Origin of the sequence: Nocardia neocaledoniensis (assembly GCF_029868625.1) — a bacterium.
GTDB lineage: Bacteria > Actinomycetota > Actinomycetes > Mycobacteriales > Mycobacteriaceae > Nocardia > Nocardia neocaledoniensis_A.
In genome coordinates, this window is the sequence record NZ_JARWOJ010000106.1 from 1 (window position 1) to 22,865 (window position 22,865).

The following is a 22,865-nucleotide window of genomic DNA, read 5'->3' on the forward strand; positions in this document are numbered from 1 at the left end:
ATGTCAACGACATCGGCCTCGACGAGGACGAGCTGCGCCAGGGGCGCCTGTTCGAATTAGACGTCACCGAGGGCGATCGCGGCCCCAAGGCGATCAACCAGACCGCGGTGGGCGCGCCGGCGCCCCCGCGGGACCCGCCCCCCCTTGTATTTTTTCCCCCCCCCCCCCCTCCCGGGGGGGGGCCAGAACGTGCCGGTCAGTGCTATCCGATCAGCCGCATCCACTCCGCGACTACCTTCGCGCTACGGGCCAGGCTGAACACCATGGCCCGGCACCCGATCGGAGTGGAATCGGGGTCGGCGAACCATCGCGCGATGGGTTGGCAGTTCTTGTCGAGATTGCAGTCCGTGCAGCAGGGTTCGAAGTTCTCCGATGAGCTGTCGCCGCCGTAGGCGATCGGTCGAACATGGTCGATACCCGTCGCGGCGGCACCGCAGTACACGCACGCTAGCTCATGCGCACGGTCTCGGCTGCGATCACGGCGAGCATGACCTCGGGCTTCATAGCCTTCCGCCTCACCACCTCGCCCACAGCAGCCGCCGAGAACCGACGGGGTGTCTGACGTGCCAGAATGCGGTATGGCCACCACCGAACGCAATTCACCGGGGTTGCCCGTCCTCGCCGTCGTCTCCGGCCCTCCGGGGTCCGGCAAGTCCACGTTGGCCCACGCGCTGGCCGCCGACATCGGCGTGCCCGCGATCATCCGCGACGAGATCAAACAGGGCATGGTCATGGCCACCAACACACCCGAAAAGGGCGGCTACGACGATCTCAATATCCTTGCGCTGCACGCCTTCTTCGAGGTCCTGACCGTGCTCGCCCGCGCCGGAGTCACCGTCATCGCCGAAGCGGCGTTTCAAGATCGGCTCTGGCGGCCGAATTTGATGCCGCTGGGGACCATCGCCCAGATCCGCATCATCCACTGCACCGCACCGCACCAGATACTGCGCGAGCGGATCGCGCACCGTGCCGAGACCAAGCCGCACCGCCGCGCACACAACGACGCCGGGCACCTGGCCACCATCACCACCGGCGACGACGCGGCTCCCACATTCGTGCCGGTGAGCATGGAGGTACCGGAACTGCGGGTCGACACCACCGACGGCTACCACCCCGGCCTCGAAACGATCGCGCAATTCATCACCCAACGCGATTAGCGTCGGGCCAAGAACTCGGCCAGGAACCATGACCTGCGTCCAGCCGAGGGCACACCGTCGTAGCCCACACCACTGGCACCACAACCCAGGCGCCGCCGCACCGCTCTCGCGGCGTCCGAGCTTGAGGTGGGGCCGCACGAGGAAGACGTTCAGCGATCTCGCGTTCCAGGCCTGCCGTTTTCGGCGATGGCATAAGCCAAGTCGGTCAGCTCGTGCGGTCCCCGATCGCCCGCGCACTTGTCGCAAATGTTGATCATCCGGCCGTCCAACGGGGCTACGAAAGCCGGTAGGCCGGTGTCTTGCTCGAGTTCTTCATCCCACTCGATGGTGGTCTCCAATTGACATACGTCGCATGCCCAGGCTTGTTCATCCGTGTCGTTCGTCATTCCACAACGCTACCCCCGTGAGATTGGGCAAATCGACCCGAAATCCGCAGTGACGCAGAGCAATAGAAATCCCTCTCCGACTTCAAATCTCGCGAGCAGTACTTCCCGCACTACCACTGGACCAGACGAGGGTCGACTGCGGTCGACCAACGGGCCGATACTGTGAATCCACCGAAATCTCGGCCCCGACGAACGCTACGAGCTCGACATCGATGCGCTCAGCCACCAGACTGACCCGGACTTGTAGGCCGGTTGGGTCAAGGTAGCCGACTCTATGATCGTTGCGGCATCCCGAACCTGCTGTCGCTCATGAGTGGTTGCCGATCGGATTTTACCGACACGCCCAAACCATTGCACTTGTCGGCATTCTTCATCTCCGGACAGATCGATCCTCTACGGTGTGCCGCATGATCTCCTCTTACGTGGGTGATGATCCGGTTTCCTCATGGGATGAGGAGGTGCTTCACCTGGTCGCAAGCGGTTTGCTGCGGTTGGCCGAGCAAGTGGGCGCGGACGGTGCAGTTTCGGTTCCGTACCCAGCGTCGCTGCAGCGGGCGCTGAACCGGCTGGCCGTGATGGGTGTGGCACGCGGGGTGGATGCCCCAGGCAGCGTCGCGGAGGTGCTGCAGTTGGCGCACAGGTCGTTGTCGGAGTGGCCGCTGCGGCTGCCGCGTGAGGTATTCGATGACAGCGACGTGTTGCTCGCGAGTGGGACACCGACGCGATTGTGTGGCGAATGGGCGCTGGACGTCAGCGATATCGAAGCCGAGGTCGCTGAGCGCGTCGTACTGAAGGTCATGGGGTGGTGCAGGGAGATGGACGATCAGGAGGGATACGTTGCGTTCCGGCAACTGCTGATCGAACACCCGGTACTCGATGGCGACGAGTTCCTCGATAAGCGTGGCCTACCAGCGCTGGCCGCGTTGTCGGATTACATCCAGCAATCGTATGAGCGTCCGGGCGCACATCTGGTGCACGACAAGATGTTCCAGCAGTGTGGGCGCTGCGCGAATTTGAGCGTACCGACGGTGCACGGATGGCGTTGCGTCGAGGACGACTGCGCACGGTTGCAGTACCGGCCAGGACGCCGATTGCCGTTCGACTCGGAGGTGTGGGCGGTGAACCGTGGTGTGCGCACATTTGTGACGGGGCCCGGGCGAGCGGAGGCGCGCCTGTTTCGATGGCTGTCCGAAAAGGGGTATCAGCCCGAGGCATATCCAGACTTCGACCTGAGCGATATCCGAATTCCGGTGCCGGGCACGACTGATAGGTGGTGGGCGATCGACGTCAAATCATGGCGCAACCCTGCACTGCTGGCCCGGCGGCTACGCCGACGACCTCCCCGAAAACCGATATGGGCCGACCGGGTCTTCGTGGTGGTCGACCGAGAGCGCACCAGACATCGATCGGGATACGTGCAATTGGTGAACGCCTTAGCTCCTGGGTTGGCTGCTGAGGGAATCACTGTTCGGACCGAAAAGACGTTTCTTCGCGAAGATCTGCCGCGCCTGAAAGGCGACGATCGATGAGAACCCGCACGGATTGGCGCCGTGACCTGGTTGCCGAGCTGAAGTCCGCTCTAGGCGGGAGTGATCCGGCGAGGTTGACGCAGGCGATCACGGAGGTGGAACTCACCCTTGTTTTGCTCGCCCGTGTCGCTCCCGGTGAATCCGCCGATGCCGGCTGGAGCCTACTCAACGGCTATCCGGTTCTCGAAGCGAGCGGCATCGAGGTCGGCGAGGCCGACCGGAAGGCGCTGGCAGTTGCCCGCTTTCGTCTGACCGGTGTCAAAGGCCCATACGATTTCGCCCGCGCGGTGGCGCTCTATGAGCAGGTCCCGATCGAACTGCGAGGGTTCTCGATCGAGGCGGGCCGATCGTTTCGGCGTCGTGACGTCACCCAGGTGACCCGTCGCTGGGCTGACTACGACGACGCACTCTCGCAGGCGCCCAAACACAACGCGAAATCCCTCCGCACCGCCAAGCACGGTGAATACGTGCTCGCGAGTGCGCGTAATCGCAGTAGCGTACGCATCCCGGAATGGATCACGTTCCCGGAAAAGGCCGTCGGGCATGACATCACACCCCGGGTTGATCGAGGCTCCTTGACGGTCACCCGCGAACAGTTGCTCGCTGCAGCGCGACAAATGGATCGCGCCGAAGCCGACCTCGACGGTGAGGGTTCGACCGACAACTGGGAGTCGAGGATCGGCCGAATCATTTTCGAGATCCGTGGCGCCGACGATCGCTTCTCGGCAGGCGTGGAATTCACTGTCGACGGGATGTTGCATGTGGCGGGCATGCTCAGTGTCGGCAAGACAACCCTCGTCGTTGTGCTGGCGTGGCACCTGACCGTCGTCGAGAACATGCGTGTGGGTGTGGTGCTCGGTGACGTAACCGCCGTGCTGCGGATGGTCGACTTGTTCAACAGACTCGCAGGCGAGTGCCACGCGGCTCCCGTGCTCGGCGAATCCAACCGGCAGACCCACGTCGAACGAATCCATCGTTTCGATGCGCGAGCCGGTGCGCTGCCGCTGTATCCACAGCATTCGGGATATCGATGGGTGAGCACTGCCTGCGCTCTGGACGGCCTCCGACTCGATAGCGCTGTGCCGTGGCCGATTCCGCAGGCTCCGTGCCGAAACCTGCGGCCACCTGCGGACGAAGACGACGAGACGTACTGGCGGCGAAAGCCGCCCCTGAGTTGCCCGATGTGGGGCGGTTGCCGACGCCACGACGCGGCGCGAGCACTGGTCACTGCCCGTCTTTGGGTCGCGACGACGGCAAGTCTGGTACAGACGCGGGTTCCAGAGGAGCTCAATCCGGAGGGTATGCGCTACCTGGAAGCCGCTTGGCGGACGATGGACCTGATCATCGTTGACGAAGCCGACCAGGTCCAAGCCCAACTCGATGCGCTGTTCAGCCCTTCACAGATGCTGATCGGCGACACCGAATCCTGGTTACTGGAACTCTGGGGACAAGTCGACCAGACCCTCGGGCGAAGCCAACTCGCACCGCTACAGGATAGCGACGTCCTCGACTGGGTCGCACATCTGAACCTCGTACGCATCGCGACCACGCTGCTCTATAGCCTCCTGATCGGAAAGTCTGGGCGCTACCTGCGTGGATGGATGGGAGAGGACTACTTCACCGGATGGACCATCGCCAGCAAACTCGGCGAGGACTGGGGACAACGACTACATGGCGACGTAGCGCCAGGACAATCATTGTTGGCATCGAATTCGGCCGAGGAACTCCGCGAAGCATTCGACGCGTTCCTTGACGACCCACTGGGCAGACGACCCGAGATCCTGAAAAACCCGGCAGCCACTGCATTGGTCGATTTGGTCAAAACACTGCACCTGCCAGACGCTGTCGCGCGCCACAACGAGTTCGCTCAATGGATCCGAAGAGTGCCGATGACACCGGCACAATCGCAGTCGGCGAGTAATCCAACGCGCAAACGCACCGACACCGCGGAACCTCCTGCGGACAGTGAAGCCGCCGAAGTGCTCCAGCTGCAGCTGCTGGTGATTACGACCGTGCTGGCGAACCAACTCGATGCTGTCATCGAGCGATGGCGCGGCGTCGAAGGACGCTTGGATCTACGCCGTGTCAGTCCCTTGATGTTTCACCGACCACCGCCCGATTTCACTCCTGTCATCCCGGACTCGCCGATGGGCAACGTTCTGGGTTTCCGGTACCGCGACAACGATCGCCGATCCAGACCTTACGATGACGACGACAGCGAACCGGGCGGTCAGCTTTCGTTCTTCCGGTATGCAGGCGTCGGCCGATACGTCCTGCTGCAGTTGCACGACCTATTCCGCGCAGATGGTGTGCGGGGTCCGAATGTCATGTTGATGTCGGGAACGAGCTGGGCAGGAAATTCGCCTCGCTATCACATCGATCATCGAGTCGATGTCGTCCTGCGTGCCCCGAGCAAAGAGATCGACGCGATCAACGAGAGCCGGTTCTTCACACTGCCGCTCTACCCACCCGACCAACCTGACCAGCCTTACGTCGTCTCTGGTGTATCCGACCGGGAAAGCAGGCGCCGAAACCTAGCCGGAATGGCCCGAGCCCTGGCTGCCCCCAGACTCGGGACAAGCCGCCTCGAGTCGGCACTCGCCCGCGTCGAGCCGAGTCGGCAACGCGCGCTCATCCTGGTCGGAAGCTACGACGAAGCGTGTTTGGTCGCTGACACGATCGCCAAGGCCAACGATTCCCTACGGCATCGAGTCCGGTACCTCGTGGCCGACGACCGCGATTTCGGAGCCGACTGGCTCGCCCCGTCCGGCGCTGCGCCCCTGGCCCGCGGTGACGTCGAATCCCTCTACAGCACTGACGCGGTAGTTCTCGTCGCTCCCCTTTTGGCAATGGAGCGCGGACACAACATCCTGACCGACGACCATCGCGCCGCCATCGGCGCCGCATTCTTCTTCGTCCGCCCACACCCCAGGCCCGACGACCTGGACTACGTCACCCAGACCATGAACGCCTGGGCGATCAGCCAGATCAACAACAAGTTGCCGGTGGTCCCGCCGCAGGAGCCCACCGGATTGGGTGAGCGTGCCCGCTACTTTCGGCACAAAGCCCAAGGCCTGTGGCGCAGCTGGCTCCGACGACAACTGTCCTACGGCGCGCTGCGCGGGCCTGACAAAGATGGCATGACCTGGAGCCAACTCGTCGGCATCTGGCAGGTCATCGGCCGGCTGGTCCGCGGCGGGTGCCCCGCGGAGGTGTACTTCTGCGACGCGAAGTTCGCCCCCACCCGAATGGGCCTGCGCTCCACCGAAGACGACACCGACATCAGCCTCATCTTCGGCATGGCGTCAGTGCTGTCCCGCTACATCAACGCGCCGACATCCGATCCCGACGCCCACCTGGTGACCCTGCTGTACGAGCCGCTGCATCGCGCGTTGTCCAACCTGGAAGGAGCTCCCCTGTGACCTACAACCAGCTTCGTTCGACCAGCTTCCATTTGAATCTGGGGGCTGTCGAGCCCTTCGCGTACTACACCCTGCCGTTCCCGAAGCAGTGGCGCGAACCGCTTCTCGATCTGTTTGTCGCAGGCAAAGGCAACCGACGCTACGAGAAGGTGCCGATCCGCTCCCTCAACGACGCCGTCGCCTTGCTTGCCCCTGACCTCATTCGAGCAGCCCAGGACAACGTCTACTGGAACGGAGAGGACTGGCTCTACGCCACCGAACCGGTCCCGATCGCTGCCATCGCCCGGATCGTCCGCGCGTGGATCAACACCGGAGCAAAACGAATCGATCCGACCAAGGACGACGTCCAAAGGCTCAAACGCGCACTCGAACTCGTACAGCCCGGCGCTCCAGGTTGGGATGTGTTCGAATGGAAGCCCGGAAAAATGGACCTCGCGGCCCAGGCGACCGAGGTCGGCGCAAACGGAACCTCGAAGCCTGACGCCCCACTATTTTCCCTGCTTCCCCATATTCTCTGCAAACAACTCAGCGCCCCCGGCATCGAGTGGCAGCACGGCGGAGGGCCGATCGAGTTCCGCCGATCGATCACCGACGCAGGTGCCGATCTCGTGTCGTGGCAGCCCTCGAACGAGCGACTTCCGTTCTCCTATCACCTGACACTGCAAGTCCAGACCGTCCCCGGTCGCGCGGACCCCGCCGTCTATGCCGACTTCGGGGTGCGGCGGTGGGCCTACAACCCGGTCAAAGGCGTCTCGTCGACGAGCAACACCAACGCCTACCTCCTGCGGTCACACCCGCTGCTCGACGACACCGGCCGCTCACGAGCCTTCCGACGGATCGGCATCCGCTGGTACCCCGGGCGTGGCACCGTGTGGAACGATCGCCTCGCGCCGATACTCGATCACCTCAATCCCCGAACAGGCCTACCCGATCCCGCCGAACTCGTCGCTGATCCTCGCGCTTTCCTGAAGGCATCTACCTCGGACGACTGCACAGTGGTCGTTTTCGGCAACGGTCGAGGCCGCCACGAGGTCGAACCCGGCCTTTCTGTTCGAGAGAAGCGCGACTTCTTCGACTGGACCAGCCACATCCTCGAACCGTGGGTCCAACCCGATGAACCTCTCACCCGCGTCTTCGGCCCGCGGGCATTCGCGACCTCACCCAAGATCGTCAAGAACACCTACGCACGAGCAGCATCGATCGAACGCAAGAAGATCCGAGACACAGCCAAGACCGACGGCACCGACCCGACCCCTCTTTTGCGGGCGCTACCGTCCAAGTTCGCGCCACTCGTGCAGGCAGGATTGACGACCTTCCTGAGAAACTCGAAACGCGGCCCGCACCTGTGTCTCGACGTCCACCATTTCGAGGACTCCCCGCTCACCGACCTTGTCACCGCGGCGATCAGCAGTGACCTCGGACCAGCGACACAGACATCCACCGGAGCGGTCTGGAACGTCGGGGACGGCACCGTCACCCTGCGCGCCCACCGAGTGCGCGGGCAACACGCCGACAAAGTCGCCATACCCGTCCGTGCCTCCCGAACCCTCATTCAAGACTTGTTGCAGAAGCGGGCTGCGGAAATCGAGGCCGCCTTGCCCACCCGAGCCGGTCAAGCTGGTCAGCTCACCGCAAGCATCGTCGAGGTCCACAACCGCGAGTTCTTCAAATCTCGCCCGCTCGGTGATGTCAAACCTGTCTTCCGGCTCGCACACGCCAACGCCGGACGAATCACCCAATTCGTCAACCCGCCGTACACTGACGACGCAGACCACGATCGAATTCTTCGGGTCTGGCGTGACGTGCTACGTCAGCTTGGTGTGTTGCTCGTCCCAGCGCAGATCAAAGTCCGCAATGCCACTGTTCCTGACCCCCTCCACTACGTTGCGATCTGGGTCGTCCGCGTCAACAGATCCAGCCGTCGAGCGGTCGGTCGGCGAGTACCGATCATGGTCTGGCTCGACTCAACCGGGGCACAGCCCCCGCAGATGGTCTCCCCCTATTTCGAATGGACGGACTATCACGACGGACTCACCCAACTCGCGAAAACGGGCCGCTTCGACGTCGAAGCGCGAACACCCCAGAACCGGGAAGTCGTCTCCACCTTCATCACTGACCGACTCCGCGACATCACCGCACTGCGAAAGGACACGCTCCTGCTGACCGACACCGGCAATCTGCGCCCGGACTGGCCCTACATCAATAACGGCAACCTCTCCTTCGACCGCCTCGGCGACCACAGCGTCATCGGTACCGGACTACGGCATGTCCGACTCCGTGACGACTGCGACAACCTCGAGGTGCCACACGTCTGGGGAATCGGCAACGACGAGAAAGACGAATGGGGACTCGCCAGCGGTCTATGGCGAATGCACGGCACCCGAGTGTTCGCGAGCACCGCCGACAAGCCCGTGCAAGCCCAAAAGGCAATGACGACGCTGTCGAAGGTCGATGGCCATACCTACACTCCGCGAGCCACCGGCGACGAGACGCCCGCCGAGGTCACACGCCCTCCAGCTCCCACCGCCGAAGTGTGGAACCCTCGAATGGTCGAAATGACTGTTGCAGCACTCCAGCCCGGCGATACGCCGGAGACCTGGGCTGGAATCACACATCAACTCCGTTGGGCGAACATCCAATACGACGACGGCACCACGTTGCCGATGCCGCTGCACCTGGCTCGACTCGCCGAGGAGTACGTCCTGGGCACACACATCGCGGAGGTGCCGACAGCCGATATGTAGAACGCATGATTGGCGATTGACGTATCCCCGTCGAGGTCGTGCCATCGACGCCTCCGGTAGCGTGGTTTGGGATGGTCGATCCGCCACGCAGTGTCGTTCACCGAGAGTTGACGTTTACGACGGGCAACCATGGCTTCAGCTCACCCTCAACGAGGCATACCCCCTGATGGTGTCAGCAGGCCCCATCACGCGATCCGACCGATCACCGTCGAAACGGCTACCGCCATTGACGCTCATCGGAGCAAAGTTTTTTGGCAACGTCCACCCTCGCGTCCTATCCATACCTCCCCTAGCAGCACCGAAGGTCTGAGTCGGCGCACAAGCGGGTGCCGCAATTGCCAAGGTCGAGCGAAAACCACCTCTTACTCCGGCACCTGATGTTCACTGCGCGGCCCCATACCGGGCCACGGGACGAGTGATGAGGTGTAATTCTCACCATCTATAAGCGGGTCGGCAAGACCTACGCCTACCGCCGCCATCCGATCGTACTCGGCCAGTATCAAGTCCTTTGAGCGGTAGTGTCCATATTTGGCAATTTCATTATTCTTCAGACCGCCACCAGAAGCGGATTGGAATGTCTCAAGCATATACTCGACATCCGGGCGGTCGATATCGTAAAGGAGGAAGAAGTACGCATCCAGCTCGGCCCGGATCTGCGCCCGTCGACTCTCATCCCACCGGAATGGCGGTCCATCATCGTCAAGATCACGCGCGAACCCCGCCATGTCATAGGCGGTGTAGACCAGTTCAAGCACTCGCGGCGCGATGAATCGGATATGAGGGCCCATTTGGTCTGGCGTGGGCACCGGAAGCTGCTTCCAGACCATAATCGCCATATGAATGCCCCCGATCTTTTGGCGGCTGACGAAGTCGAAGACGAGCGAGCTCTGAGCGGCAATGAGACTTGCTACGAGATCGGGGCGAACTCGAGGCAGCATGATCGGCAACGTATGTCCCACAGCCGTTCTCGGCAAGAGGGCCGGAATCGCGGTCCTTTGATTCGTGGCGGAGGTTACGTCGCACCAGCCACACAGCCAATCCCGGTCCCACTTCAATTCCTGTAGGCGTATCTGAACGCCAGGGACCTTGAGATCTCTTCCATTTCGTTTGACTTGAATAAGACCCGCCTCAGGGACCCAATTCAGCGGCTGTGCCAGCCTATCCGGGTTCCGCAATTCGGCCTCGGTCAGATATCGGGGCTGATTCTGCCGAGTAATGGCCGTCTCACTTTTGATAACGTCGGCGGCTCGATGGTTGTAAAAATCGACCATCTTTGCTTCATATAGCGGAAGCATCCGCTCAACTCCACGCGTGAAGATATTTCCCTTGAGTTGCCATCCGTCGCGTTCGAGACGCTGACGATCACGGAAAAGGTCGGAGTCGTCAGACATATTGAACAGGTTCTTGAACGTAATCTGCCAGCGATTTCCACCCTTTACGGTTTCGTCCCACACGACCGGAATGCGGCGATAGATAGCAACCGTGAGATCTGCATCACGACGGTTACGGAAGACGGGTAAATTCCCCGTATTGGGGTTGATCAGGGCGATCTCTTCAGGAGCGAGAGCGAATATCCTGTCGACGTCGTCGAGATCCGCGATATCTTCGAGGAAGAAGGCAAATTTCGCCGCTGGTTCACTCAGGGCGCTGCCGACGACCGAAAGTAGGCAGAACCGCTGCCTGGAATCGACCCCATCAAAGAGTTTCTTCCGATTTTCGAAGTCATAGAGCAGAGAGATCGAGCCGCGCTCCGTTAGATGACCGAACAGATACTGCGCACCGGCGCCCGTAGCGATTGCGGTTGGAATAATGCACCCAACACGCCCTCGGGGGGAAACGATTGTGGTGAACCTCTCCGCGAACAGGTGGTCAGTTGCCAGCGAATTGACGCCTTTCACGCTCAATCCTCTGGCACAGAGGGGGAACACCCCAGCGCCGCCGGCGAACATAAACGTTGACTTCACCTTGCGGCGCGCAGCCAGGTAGCGCCGTCCGGCCTCAACGTTTTCGTCGACCCACCGGTCGATCGCATTTCGCCGAGCGGTTCCAGACATCGCTGCGATCGAAGGCTCTACGGCCGTGAAGTACTTCTTGTCTTCGAAGTCGACCTTGTCCCACGGAGGGTTGCCCAAAATACAGGAGAAGCCACCCGCCCAACCAGTCGCTGGGTCAACACCCTCCCCATTTTCGGGCACCGCGAAGATATCAGGGAACTCCAGATGCCAATGAAAGAAGCTGTACTGATCGCGTAAACTCACAATCTCTTTGTGAGTCGCCTCCGATGCTGCTGAGGAGTGGGGGTTTCGGAGGGCACGAAAGACGCCGTCAGTGATTGGACTAGGCGCGTCCTCGGCCTTGCGCCACATGAAGGCTGCGCACCATGCATCAGCGATGTGGCGAGCTTGACGATATTCAGCCGAGTTCTCCCAATCTCGATAGGCGGCGGCTTGTTTCCGAACATGGTCGAGAGTGTCCGCGGGTGCCGAAACGATGCGATTGAGTTGATCTGCAAGTACGACGTTGGCGACCTTTGTCTCAGTAGCGATTTCGAACAGGCTGCCTTGGCCCGTCCGTTCGGCATCGTTCTGCTCAGCGAAACCTCTCAGGTAGGCGTCTTCGTCGCCTTCCACCTTCCTGAATGCCTTATTCGGTATCCCATCGAGTAGCAATGCGGGCGTGGAACCGATGAGAGCGTTTCCGCATTTGATATGGATGTCGAGGAAGCTCAACGGTTTGCCTGGTTCAAGGGCTTCCAACCACAACGACACCTTTGCCAATTCGACTGCCATCGGGTTGAGGTCGACGCCGTATATACAGCGTGAGATGACATCGTGCAAGGCGGTTCGGACAGCATGGACGGTCGGCTCAGGACTGTGTTCGCGTACCGCCGCGACCCTCTTGGCGATGCGTCGCGCAGCAGCGACAAGAAAGTGGCCAGATCCGCACGCTGGATCGCACACCTTCAGCGCCAGCAGTTCCCGTGTAATCGCGTCGGCAGGGTCGGAGTCCCCAGCTGCCGCAGCCGCCTGCTCGCCCCGCTTGACCGCGTCGTCGATGACCGGGTCCAATGTCGAGCTCAGCAGGCTATCGATCAGGGACGACGGCGTATAGTACGAGCCTGTGGTCTTTCGGGTATTCCCTGCCAGCACTTCCAATTCGAAAGTCCGCTCGATAGCGCTGTGTCGCGGTATCAATTCCAGCAGCGACTCATAGATCGACCCCAGTTCCTCGGCGTCCAAGTGCTGGTAGTCAACCGACCTAATTCGGTGCGACCCGATGTCGCGTACTTGCGAGAGGTGACGGACGGCAGTCAGTACATACTCATTGGACAGCGACATGCCACGCAGCGGTGCGTCGGCATCGGTGTCATCGAAGATCCCACCGATGCCTGGCAAGCCGAGTTCGGGTCGGCCGTTCACGTCGCCGAGGGCATCCAGCACGATCGTTAACGACCGGTAGAGGTCGTCGTGTGCGGTGCCCCGCCGTCTTCTTGCGTGAGTTCGTAGGCGGGCCGTCGAGAAATATCGTGAGTACCGTTGTCTGGCTAACTGGTCTGCCTCGGGGGCATGCAGGACGTCCCGGTCCTCGGCCACGAACACAAACAGTAGTCGGTACACAAGCCGCAACAAGGCGTTGTGCAGCGCGCTGACGTCGACGTCCTCTCGCAGCGTCACGTTCTCAGGGTGTCGCAGGAAGCCAGTGCCGAGTGTGGTTATGGCCTTCTCGACCCCCACGCGGAGCTGATCCAGTGCCCGAGTTCCGGACGTTATTGCGTCGAGTCGCCACCTCTCCAGCCAACAGCTCGTCGCAGCTGCGCTGTCGGCGATCGCGAAACGCGAGACGTGCAGCAGCCGGTACAGCAAGACGAACTCGCTGAACAGCTCGCCGTCGAAGATTGCTTCCAGGTCGAACTCGATGTAGGACGCGGTGGCCAGGGCGCTCGAGTCGCGCAACAGCCGCAGCTGCCGTCCGTTGGTGGCTACGGCCCAGAGGTGGGATTCGGTCCTATTGAGGCATTCCTGCACTAGCGACTGCGGAGCAACAGAGCCTGCCCCGCCTGGCCGCTTGTCGAGTGAATGCTGCCACTGGGTCAGGTGAATGGGTACGTGGTTCCACCGATGGCTGACCGGGAAGGACTTGCTGCCATCGTCTGCCATGATGCCCGCTGAGCCTACGGCGGTGAGTTCACCAAATCCCATCTCCGCGAAAAGTGGGATGAGCCATTGACTGATGGCCCGCCCGGTGGGGTCTGGCGGGGTATCGGCTTCGGGCGCCATTACAAGGTGTGCCCGCAGCTCGTTCCAGACCGATTTGAGGTAGTCCCAGTGCCGTTCGGCCTCGTCGATGACCGAGCGGGAGCCGACGACGCGGTAGTGCGATGGGTCGCTACCGATGACATCGGTGCCTTCTGAAATGCGGATCAGCATATCGACTGGGAGCAGGCCGCCCACGGTGTGTACTGCGGAGAAGACCTGGTTGCGCGCAACGACAGACATTAGACGTCACTCCCCGGACGCTGGCAGGTAGACATAGACACCCAGGATGTCGGCGGGCCTTTGGGCAACCACGCTCACACCGCGGATGATCTCGCCCGCAGCGCTGCGGACCCGGCGGTGGGAAGCGAGCAGCTCGGCGGCGAGTTCCTCTCCAAACGCGTCAAGGTGCGCGGTTGTTGCATCGAGAGTTGACAGCATGCGTTGCATCGTGCGCTCGGCGAATGTCGGGTCGGTGTTTTCGTCAGCCGCCAGATCGAGCAGGTTCAGGGACTCTTCCGGGGGGAGCCAGGTGGCGGTCGCTGGGGCTCCTTGGAAGGCGAGCAGTCGGGCGTCCTCCGCCACGAGTTGACGCTCGCCAGAGCGGGTAGGCAATGTGAGGTGGAAACGGTAGCGGACCAGCAACAGAGTCGTGCGTGTGTCGACTTTGCGAGTGCGAATGACCCCGCTGCGGCGGGCGGGCCGTATGCCGCCTGTTTTCTCGTCGAGTGCGGCGTTGAGGACAAACCCGGCGAGAGCGGCGACGATAGGATCGGTGCGGATCATGGCGGCTTCGCCGCGAGCGACGGCGGCAGTGTCACGGAAAGGCACTTGGCGGCCCGCTTCAACCGCGTCGCCGCCGAGCATCGGCGCGAGTGCGTCGCGCAGACCGATGGGGGCGCCGCTGAGATCTGCGGTGAACCCTCCTGCGCCGTCATCGCGAAGGACGGCGTCGAGCGAGGACAATGCGTGGCGGACGAAACCTCGGACCTCGGCTGCTCTACCCAGAGTGTCACGTACCGCTGCCACCTCGCGGGCGACTTCTTCGGGGTGGATGGCGCGCTGAGCGAATCTCGACCGGGAGGTCTTTTCTTGATCTGCGGCTGACTTCCAATCCTCTTCGAGCTGCTGCACTGTGCGATCGAATGCATCGAGGTTGAACAGTGTGTCCTGCTCGGGGCGCTGGTTGCGCATGAGCAGCCATTCCACCATTGCGTCCGTCACCGCTGCAGAGGCGGCGTCGGGGACCGATACCGAGATGCCCAGGTCCTTTCGGATCTGGCGATGCTTCTTGATCAGGACCTCGAGAACTTTGCCGTCGATTCCGTTGTCGCTGCCGTAGAGGGTGATGACCTTGACTAAGTCACGCCTCTGTCCGTAGCGATCGACGCGGCCTTCGCGCTGGTCATGGCGAGTGGGGTTCCACGCGAGGTCGTAATGGATCACGGCGTCGAAATAGTGTTGCAGGTTCACGCCTTCCGAAAGGCAGTCGGTGGCTACGAGCACGCGGCGGGCGTCTTCGCCGTCGCCGGCTTCTTCCGCGAGGTGCTCAATTCGTTGGAGGCGCTGTTGTGGGGAGAGAGTTCCGGTCACGGCTCGTACGACGGCGTGTTTGCCGAGTTTGCCGTCCAAGTGTTGTGCGACGTACTCAGCGGTTGGGATGTAGCGGCAGAAGATGATCGGGTGGTATCCCTCGGACAGCAGTGCTTTGACATGCTTGATCAGGGTGGCCAGCTTCTTGTCGTCCGCTGTTCCCTCCAGGCTCTGCGCTCGGTCTGCCAGTTCCGCCAGTCTGCCGCTGACATCGTCGATGTCGGCGCCAGGGGCGACGTCGAGTCCTTCCAGCGCATCGTCGTCGCTGGCGTCTCTGGTTATCCGGGACCCGAGTTGATCCGCTTCCTCAGCGGTCGCGGCGAGGGCGGAGGCGGACCGGGTGCGCAAGGTCTGCGCCGCAGCTCGTGGCGAAGAGACCAGGGATCTCAGTAGCGCTATGGCCGACCACCACGCGATTCGAGCGTCGCGTGTGCTGCGGTCGCCAGCTGAGGTGACGCGCTCGCCCGCATAGGCGATGGCGTCGTCCAACAGTGCGCGGTAGGCGGGAGACAGTCGGTAAGTCTCGTCTTTGAACAAGCGATCGGAGGGGAAGTCGGTGTCCTCACGCAGGCTTTCATCGGGCAGCCCATCGGACTTCGTGAGGAATTGGCGCACATCTGCGCGCTTTCGTTGAACGAAGTGCGCAGCAAGGACGCGTCGACCGGCGTCGGAGTCGAGATTGGCGGTAGCCAGTTCGGGTTTGACAAGGCCGAGGAGAGCGCGGAATGCGCTCTCCTTGCCGCTGTGCGGGGTCGCGGTCACCAGTAGCAGGTGACGGTCCGGGCCGGCGGCGAGCCGTTCGAGCAGTTGATGCCGAAGTTGGTTCTGTGTCGACGCGGCTTCCTCGGCGGCGACGCAGGTGTGTGCTTCGTCGACGATGACCAGGTCAGGGCAGTGCCGGACGAAGTCGTCGCGGTGCCGGGTGGATTTGATGAAGTCGGTGGAGACGACGACGTGGGGGTGTCGGTCGAACAGAGATTGCCCTAGGTCGAGGCCGCGTTCCAGCTTGGAGACTGTGGAGGCCAAGACCAGCTCGGCGTCTATTCCGAATTTTGTGCGTAGCTCCTCCTGCCATTGCTCGGCCAGGGCGGGTGAGCACAGCACGGCGAGCCGTTGGGCGCTGCCTTGAGCGAGGAGTTCGCTGGCAATGAGCCCGGCTTCGATCGTTTTTCCGATGCCGACATCGTCAGAGATCAGTAGGCGCACAGTCTTCTGCCGCAACGCCATCATCAGCGGTACGAGCTGATAGGCGCGGGGTTCCACGGCGATACCGGCCAGCGACCGGAATGGTCCGGCGCCCGATCGGAAGCCGATCCGCAGCGAGGATCGCAGGAGGCCCGCGGATAGGGCGTCGCCAAGGTCATCCGGCGAAGGCGGCGCAAATTCGGCACTGCAGACGTCTTCGAACGCGGGGAACACGGCGGCGACGTCGTCGTCGCTGCCGCCGAGCGGACGCAAGACGAGCATGTCTTCGACGCTCTCTGGCAGGACCACCCAGTCGCGGCCACGTGCGGTGACCAGGGAACCTGCTGCGAAGGTGGTGGTCATCGGCTGTTGCTTCCTGTTGATGGTTGGGTGCCTGAGCCTGTCCCGAAGTAGCGCTGAAACTCGGACGTTATTGCGCCCCAGTCTCCGTCGTGGGGGAACCTCACCACATCCCATCCGTGGTCGAGTAGCCGGTCCTCGGCCTGTTGATCGCGTTCTGCGATCTTGTCGTGTTCATGCACTGGTCCATCGACGAAGACCGCCACGTTCACACCGGGCAAACGGTAGATGAAGTCGGGGCGAGCGACCGCCTCGGGGACCAGAGTTTGAGCCTCGTCTGGAAGTCGCAGGCTGTGTTCCTTGAGCCATGTGATGAGTCGTCGCTCCAGCTGGGTATCCGACTGGGCACTCAGGCGTGCCAGCTGCTCGGTCCGGGACTCACCACGTCCTGTGGACAGCGTGGTAGCCCTGGCGAAGCTGAGTAGGAGGTCCCGGATCACGTGGCGGTCGATGGCGCCATGGTGGGCTTGATTGCCATAGGTGAGCAGGCAGTCGTAGCAGCCACGCGCGCAGGGCCGCTGTGGATGAGGGCCTCCGAGATCGGTGCCGTCAGGTGCGAAGTGGCAAATCTCGAGGGCTGCCAGGGCGGCGACCCGAAGGGCCTGGGGGTCGGATTGCATCTGGCGGAGCACGCCTGCGCCGCCTTCGGCTGCTTCGGTGAACAGCATGCGGTCTCGGTCGCCATCATCGGGTGGCAGCAGCTCACTGGCCAGCTCGGCGTCCTCAAGTTCGAAAGCTGTTTCTATGCCGCGTTCGAGCGCATACATCAGGGTCAGCGCCTGATCTTGCGGTATGGGCCTGGATAGCCGTAGGACCAGGATGTTGCGGCGATCTTGCACATACGGGATGACCCGCTTCTTACGGCGTCCCTCGTTGCCATCGGCATCGACAACCGGCATCTCAGTGGAATCGCCGGATGCCTCACCTGCGTCGCGCTCGTTCATCCAGCGCCCATCTGCTGGGTCGAGCCAATAGCCTGGCGGCTCGTCCGCGGCGGCACGAGTTCGACCGATGTTGGTGATACGAACTGTCGCGGAGTCGCCGTAGGACACCCGTGCGATCGGGCTGATGCCGTCGATCACGGTCGCATCCCGACGTCCTGGTCTGGCGCCGTGATCGTGGAACCGGTAGGAGGTTACGAGCCGGAATCCTGCGCGCCGGCGTTCTTCCTCATCGGAGGAGATCCGCTCTCGCCGCCGCGTATAGACCGTATGTAGCTGGAGCAGACCGTTGGTAACCTCCCGCAGCGGTTCATTGCACATCTGGCAGTTGTCGGCGTTGTGGGATTCGTCGTGGTGGTAGCCGCAGGCCGGGCAGCGCTTTGCGCTCGAGGTCGCCACGTCGCTGTTGAGGTCAGCCGGAAGTTGGATTCGGGTCACTTGATAGCGGGCGCCCTCGTGATAGATGAGCGCGCCGGGACCGAATTCCCGGATCGCCAGGAATCGTGGGCGCTGAATGTAGTCGCCGTTGCCGAAGCGGCGCCCTGGCTCAGGGATGTAGGCGGCAAGCGGAAGGCGCGGAAAGGAATAGCCGGGCAGAAATCCCTCGCTAGCCAGGTAGCGGTACGGGTAGAAGTCCGACAACACCGAGCTGTGGTCCACGCTCTCGTTCTTCAGCAGGTTCAGCTGTGTTTCCGCTTCTTTCCGGCGCCGAACCGCAGCGTTGCGGTCGCGCTCGGACAGACTGTGGTCGAGGACCCTTCGATTCTGTTCGGCCTGGTCGACCAGCGCAGCGCGAAACAGGTCGCGCCAACGGTCGAACGCTCGGTCGAACTGGACGCCTGCGGCCCGGACGGCGTCAGCGATCCATTCCTCATGCCACCATGCGCTGTCGATGAGCGACGTTTCGAGGTCACCAAGCACCGCACGTGTCGCCGCGGTGGCTCGGCGCTGAGCGGCGTTGTCACGCAGTGCGGCAGCTATATGGTCGTGTAGCGGTAGGAGTGGGTCAGGGCGTCGCGTGTCTTCGGCGTAAGCGATGTCGATGACATCCGGTATCGACTGCCCCAGCTTGAGTCCGGCTTCCGCAAGCCAGATTGCCTGCACGTGCGAGCGGACGAGGTCCTCGTTTGTCAGGTCGAGGCGCGGGGGTGCAACCGAGCCGGCCACCATGCGGTCGGAGCGCCGAAAGTAGTACTGGTCATGGCTGTTGCCGGTAGCGCAGTAGGTGGTAACCAGGGCCGGTTGTCCCGAGCGACCGGCGCGCCCGCTGCGCTGTGCGTAGTTCGCCGGAGTAGGTGGCACGTTGCGCATCATGACGGCATTGAGCTCGGCGATGTCGACTCCCAGCTCCATCGTCGGCGAGCAATAGAGCAGCTTCAGATCGCCCTTGCGGAAGGCCTCTTCACGACGCTCGCGCTCAGCGGGATCTACCTGGGCGGTGTGCTCGCGTGCGCTCATCCCACCGAGTGCGCCCGCCGCGCTGCGATAGAGGTCGCGAAAGAAGGTGTTGACCCGTGGACCGTCGCCGCTGGCGTAGGTGCGGGTCAATGGATCGTGGGCACCGAACTCTCCTGTTCCAGCACGCCAGATCAACGCCGCCGCGGTGATGCGGTAGCCGATCAGAGTCTGCCCTCGGGGACGCCGCAGCCGGCCTGCGCGCTGCGGTGTGGTCTCGATCCTCCGCAGCAGATTTGCCTCGCTGAGGACTTCCAACAAGCTGGCAATGATGAGCTGGGCCTCGTCTGCGGTTGCGTCCGTGAAATGCACCCGCCGCAGGTATTTGCCGAACTTGCCGCGGCCAGACAAGAACAACCCTGATCGGTCCATCCCAGGCCGAGAGCCGCGGGGATATGCGGTACCCACTGGCGGGCGGTCCGAGGTCGACAACACCCATGGATCAATCAGTCGTTCTTCACTAGCACGCAACAGGTTGTCGAAGTCGTCCCGGAAGTACTGGACGTCGATCGCTAGTGCACGCCGCATCTCGTCTAGCAACACCCGCATGATCTCGGCGCGCATGCCCGGCTCGGCATCACGCAACTCCGGCTGTGCGGTCGCCCAGCGGCCTTGGTTATCTGCAAGCCAGTCCAGGTCCTCATACTGGATGCGCAACAGTCCCGTCTGCTCCAGGTTGGGCATGGTGACTCGCCAGCCACGTTGCAGATCGAGATAGAGCCGGAAGGCAATGACATCCCGCAGTGTCTTCGCAGCGTTGCGGGCCAGCGACGGCGGGAGGTCCTCCGCACCTGCATAGTCTGCGACCTCGAGGCCGAGCCTGTCAGCTACTCGGGACGCCAGTTCTTCGTGTCGGATGCCTTCATCGCCTGCGTGGCGTGTGGCCTCGTACAGGGCCGCACGCAGCTGGGTGATCTGCACGAAATCGTTGAAATGTCCAGCCTGGAGTGAGGCATCCTGCCGATTGTCGACGAACGTCAGCAACTTGCGTGCTCTGCGGTCAAGAGCCTCGGAGGCGACGCTCTTGAGCGAACGCACGATCGACGCGGAGACCAACGATGTCGCCGAGGACCGGCCTTCCTGGTCGAGCCTGGCGAGCTTCGCGAAATCCTTACCGCGGGTCTGCTCGTAGCTCACTCCGCAGTGCAGGCAGAAAAGGAATGGGGCGGGGATAAACGCGGCGGTGAGTTCGCCCTGGCTCTCGTTCCCATACGGATCCACAGTGACTGCGCGTGGCAATCGGTCAAGATGGCTGGCCCGCACGTTCTCGTGGCCGTGGTCGTCGATTTCGAGCCACGACTCGGGCAGCAGACGGTCAGCGATCGCGTCTTCTATCGAGTGGGGCCACGGGCGGTCAGGGTCTATGTAGAGATAGCCGTCCCCAGTTCGGCCGCCGGTTGCCGCTGTGTCCGGTCGTGGCTCGTACCTGTGTTGACCGTCCTGTGTCGTCCGCCAGACAGTCAGGTATTCCTGGCCGCACTCGCGGCAAAACGCCAGCGGGAGCAGGATCTTGCCATCCGTTCCAGGCTGCACCCGCTGGTAGTCGCGGGTGAGGTGGCGAATCGCCTTGTCCTCGAGCGTGACATAGACTGTGTCGCCCTTCGACAGGAACTGGTGCAGTCGGAAAGCGAACAGCGGGCGATCTGTCACCGGATTGCGAGCCTCCGAGCCCGCCTTGAGCGTGCGCCGGATCGCCTCCGCGCAAACATCGCCAGATACCCCAGTCGCCTCAGCAAGCTCATTGGCCGCATCCTCGATCTTGGCAGGACGCTGTCGGACCAGCTTGCCACTACCTGGCTCCGTGATCAGGCCGAATCGTGTTTCGATCCAGCGCGCGAGGGGGTCTGCCACCAATTCGGCGTAGGTTTTCGGGGCATCGAGTCGACGGATCCTCTCGGCGGCTACCGCAGTAGGGGCCTCTCCGGTGGCTCGCACCAGAGTTTCGCCGATGACATTCTCAGGACGGACCTCAATACCGAATAGGGTCGACGCCACGCGAGCGACTTGCCGCTGTTGGTCGACGAAGGTGCCTTCGTTGGACATCGTTGCCGACGTTCCCACACATTGCAGGCGCTCGGCCTGGCAGGCTTCCCGTACACGGCGGATCAGCAGTGCAACGTCTGCGCCCTGTCTGCCCCGGTAGGTGTGTAGTTCGTCGAATACCAGGAATTCCAGGCCGCGCGCCATCCTGATCAATGACCGCCGGTCGTCGGGGCGGGTCAACATCAGTTCCAGCATGACGTAGTTGGTGAGAAGGATGTCGGGAGGGTTGTCGCGGATGTTCTTGCGCTGTTCTTCGCCCTCTTGGCCCGTATAGCGGGCATATGTCACTGGTTCCCGACCGCTGCCGTAGCCATCGAGCAGGAACTTGTCCAATTCCTTGAGCTGGCTGTTGGCCAGCGCGTTCATGGGGTAGACGATGATCGCACGAACCCGTTTGGCGGTATCGGGGTCCTCGCGGTGCCGAGCCTCGAGCACCCTGTTGACAATCGGCACGATGTAGCCGAGCGACTTTCCAGACCCCGTGCCGGAGACCACCACGTAGGACTCGTTGGACTGCGCGAGGTCGACGGCTTCTCGTTGGTGGCGGTGCAGTGTGAGCGGGCGTCCGTCACACACTGTGCCGTCGGCAGTCTTGCCCGCCTGGAAGATTCGGGTGCACTCCTCGTGCAGCACACCTTCATTGGCCAATTCCAGGATGGTTCCGCCGGAGGCAAAAAACGGGTTGAGAGACAGCCATGGGTCAGGCCACTGCGACTTCGAATCCAGATCCTTCTCGACATACCCCGCGATCCGGTCATCGCGGATGACCGTCCCACCTTCGGTGAAGGCACGGTAGTCGGCGATGAGTCTGCGATGCACATCGAAAACGTCCATTCCGGCCATCTGCTGCCGGGGGTTGGAAACAACTGGCTCCGCTGACAATTCGACTGCCTCGACATCGGACAGGCGCACCACCGGATTGAACGCCTGCCAACCCGGGACGCTCTCATCGCCGCCTGCCAGCGGACGGAGTGACTCCCGGACGGCGACGGCGTCGACCGGCCGGTCGGCTGGGTTCTTCGCGAGCAGGCGGTCGATCAGACGGGCCAAGTCGCTTGGCAAGTCCTTGCGCAACGGCTTCAGCGGAGGTGGGGCCTCGTGGAGATGCTTCTGTCCCAACTCGTGCGCGGACTCGCTGTGGAATGGCGGCACACCCGCGAGGAGTTCGAACAGAACGCAGCCGAGTGCGTAGAGGTCGGCCGCCGCCCCAACCGCAGACGCACGGAACTGTTCGGGAGCCATGTATCTAGCGGTACCGACGGTGACTCCGGTGCTGGTGAGCGGGGCAATGTCCGGGTCATCGACTGTCCGCCCCATCCCGAAGTCGAGGACCTTGACCAGTCCGCCGCGCAACACCATCACGTTTGACGGCTTGAGGTCTCGATGGACCACGCCCACGGCGTGGGCGGCGGACAGTCCGTCCGCGATCTGGGCACCCAATGCGGCCACCCAGGAAATCGGTAGCTGCGGGCACTCCCCCACCAGGTCGTTCAAGGAACGTCCATCGAGGTACTCCATGGCGAGATAAGGCAAGCCATCGGAGTCCACGCCGCCGTCGATGGTGCGGGGAAGGTTGGGGTGGGCAAGCTTTCGCATGATCCGCACTTCTCGGTCGAAGCGCTCGACGAGCTTCGTATCGCCTGCGACCGATGTCCCGGCGCGCGTGCGCAAGATCAGTTTCACAGCCAACACTCGATCTGCTGAGCTCTCCGGCGACTCCATATCCTCGGCCCGGTGAACCTCGCCCATGTTGCCCTTGCCGATCGGATCTAGGAGCCGAAATCTGCCAGCCACAAC

8 protein-coding genes and 2 pseudogenes are annotated in these 22,865 nt (G+C 62.6%); 5 read left to right on the forward strand and 5 right to left on the reverse strand.

Translation table 11 applies throughout. From position 1 onward, the window contains the following. A pseudogene (locus QH270_RS07310) lies at positions 1-392 on the forward strand (hypothetical protein); the annotation flags it as partial. On the opposite strand, the pseudogene QH270_RS07315 reads toward QH270_RS07310, so the two are convergent. Next, a pseudogene (locus QH270_RS07315) lies at positions 383-685 on the reverse strand (hypothetical protein); the annotation flags it as partial. The pseudogenes QH270_RS07310 and QH270_RS07315 overlap by 10 nt on opposite strands. Here QH270_RS07315 and QH270_RS07320 point away from each other — a divergent pair. Continuing rightward, positions 579-1,157 carry an AAA family ATPase gene (locus QH270_RS07320; RefSeq protein ID WP_280339717.1) on the forward strand — a complete coding sequence of 193 codons (579 nt, stop codon included), beginning with the start codon at positions 579-581 and terminating at the stop codon, positions 1,155-1,157. The pseudogene QH270_RS07315 and the gene QH270_RS07320 overlap by 107 nt on opposite strands. A gap of 149 nt (positions 1,158-1,306) precedes the next feature. On the opposite strand, the gene QH270_RS07325 is transcribed toward QH270_RS07320, so the two are convergent. Next, positions 1,307-1,543: a hypothetical protein gene (locus QH270_RS07325; RefSeq protein ID WP_280339718.1), complete on the reverse strand. Its 237-nt coding sequence runs from the start codon at positions 1,541-1,543 to the stop codon at positions 1,307-1,309. Between the two features lie 407 nt (positions 1,544-1,950). On the opposite strand from QH270_RS07325, the gene QH270_RS07330 reads away from it, so the two are divergent. Genes QH270_RS07330 through QH270_RS07340 form a run of 3 tightly spaced genes read left to right on the forward strand, consistent with a single transcriptional unit; the run spans position 1,951 to position 9,238 of the window. Continuing rightward, on the forward strand, positions 1,951-3,072 hold the full coding sequence (locus QH270_RS07330) for a hypothetical protein (protein WP_280339719.1): 1,122 nt from the start codon (positions 1,951-1,953) through the stop codon (positions 3,070-3,072). Beyond that, positions 3,069-6,494, forward strand: coding sequence for a hypothetical protein (locus QH270_RS07335; protein WP_280339721.1), 3,426 nt, complete (start codon positions 3,069-3,071; stop codon positions 6,492-6,494). Before QH270_RS07330 ends, QH270_RS07335 begins: the two co-directional genes overlap by 4 nt. After that, the gene (locus QH270_RS07340) at positions 6,491-9,238 is read left to right on the forward strand and encodes a pPIWI_RE module domain-containing protein (protein WP_280339722.1); all 2,748 of its coding nucleotides are present in this window, start codon (positions 6,491-6,493) and stop codon (positions 9,236-9,238) included. The genes QH270_RS07335 and QH270_RS07340 overlap by 4 nt, the downstream gene beginning before the upstream one ends. Before the next feature lie 362 nt (positions 9,239-9,600). Here QH270_RS07340 and QH270_RS07345 read toward each other — a convergent pair whose 3' ends face one another. From QH270_RS07345 to QH270_RS07355, 3 genes are read right to left on the reverse strand one after another with little or no spacing between them, the layout of a single operon-like run. Beyond that, positions 9,601-13,734 carry an Eco57I restriction-modification methylase domain-containing protein gene (locus tag QH270_RS07345; protein ID WP_280339723.1) on the reverse strand — a complete coding sequence of 1,378 codons (4,134 nt, stop codon included), beginning with the start codon at positions 13,732-13,734 and terminating at the stop codon, positions 9,601-9,603. 6 nt (positions 13,735-13,740) lie between these two features. After that, positions 13,741-16,632 (reverse strand): DEAD/DEAH box helicase, encoded by a 2,892-nt coding sequence (locus QH270_RS07350; RefSeq protein WP_280339724.1) that lies wholly within the window; start codon positions 16,630-16,632, stop codon positions 13,741-13,743. Then, positions 16,629-22,862, reverse strand: a complete 6,234-nt coding sequence (locus tag QH270_RS07355) for a protein kinase domain-containing protein (RefSeq protein WP_280339725.1) — start codon at positions 22,860-22,862, stop codon at positions 16,629-16,631. The genes QH270_RS07350 and QH270_RS07355 overlap by 4 nt, the downstream gene beginning before the upstream one ends. Positions 22,863-22,865 lie beyond the last annotated feature (3 nt).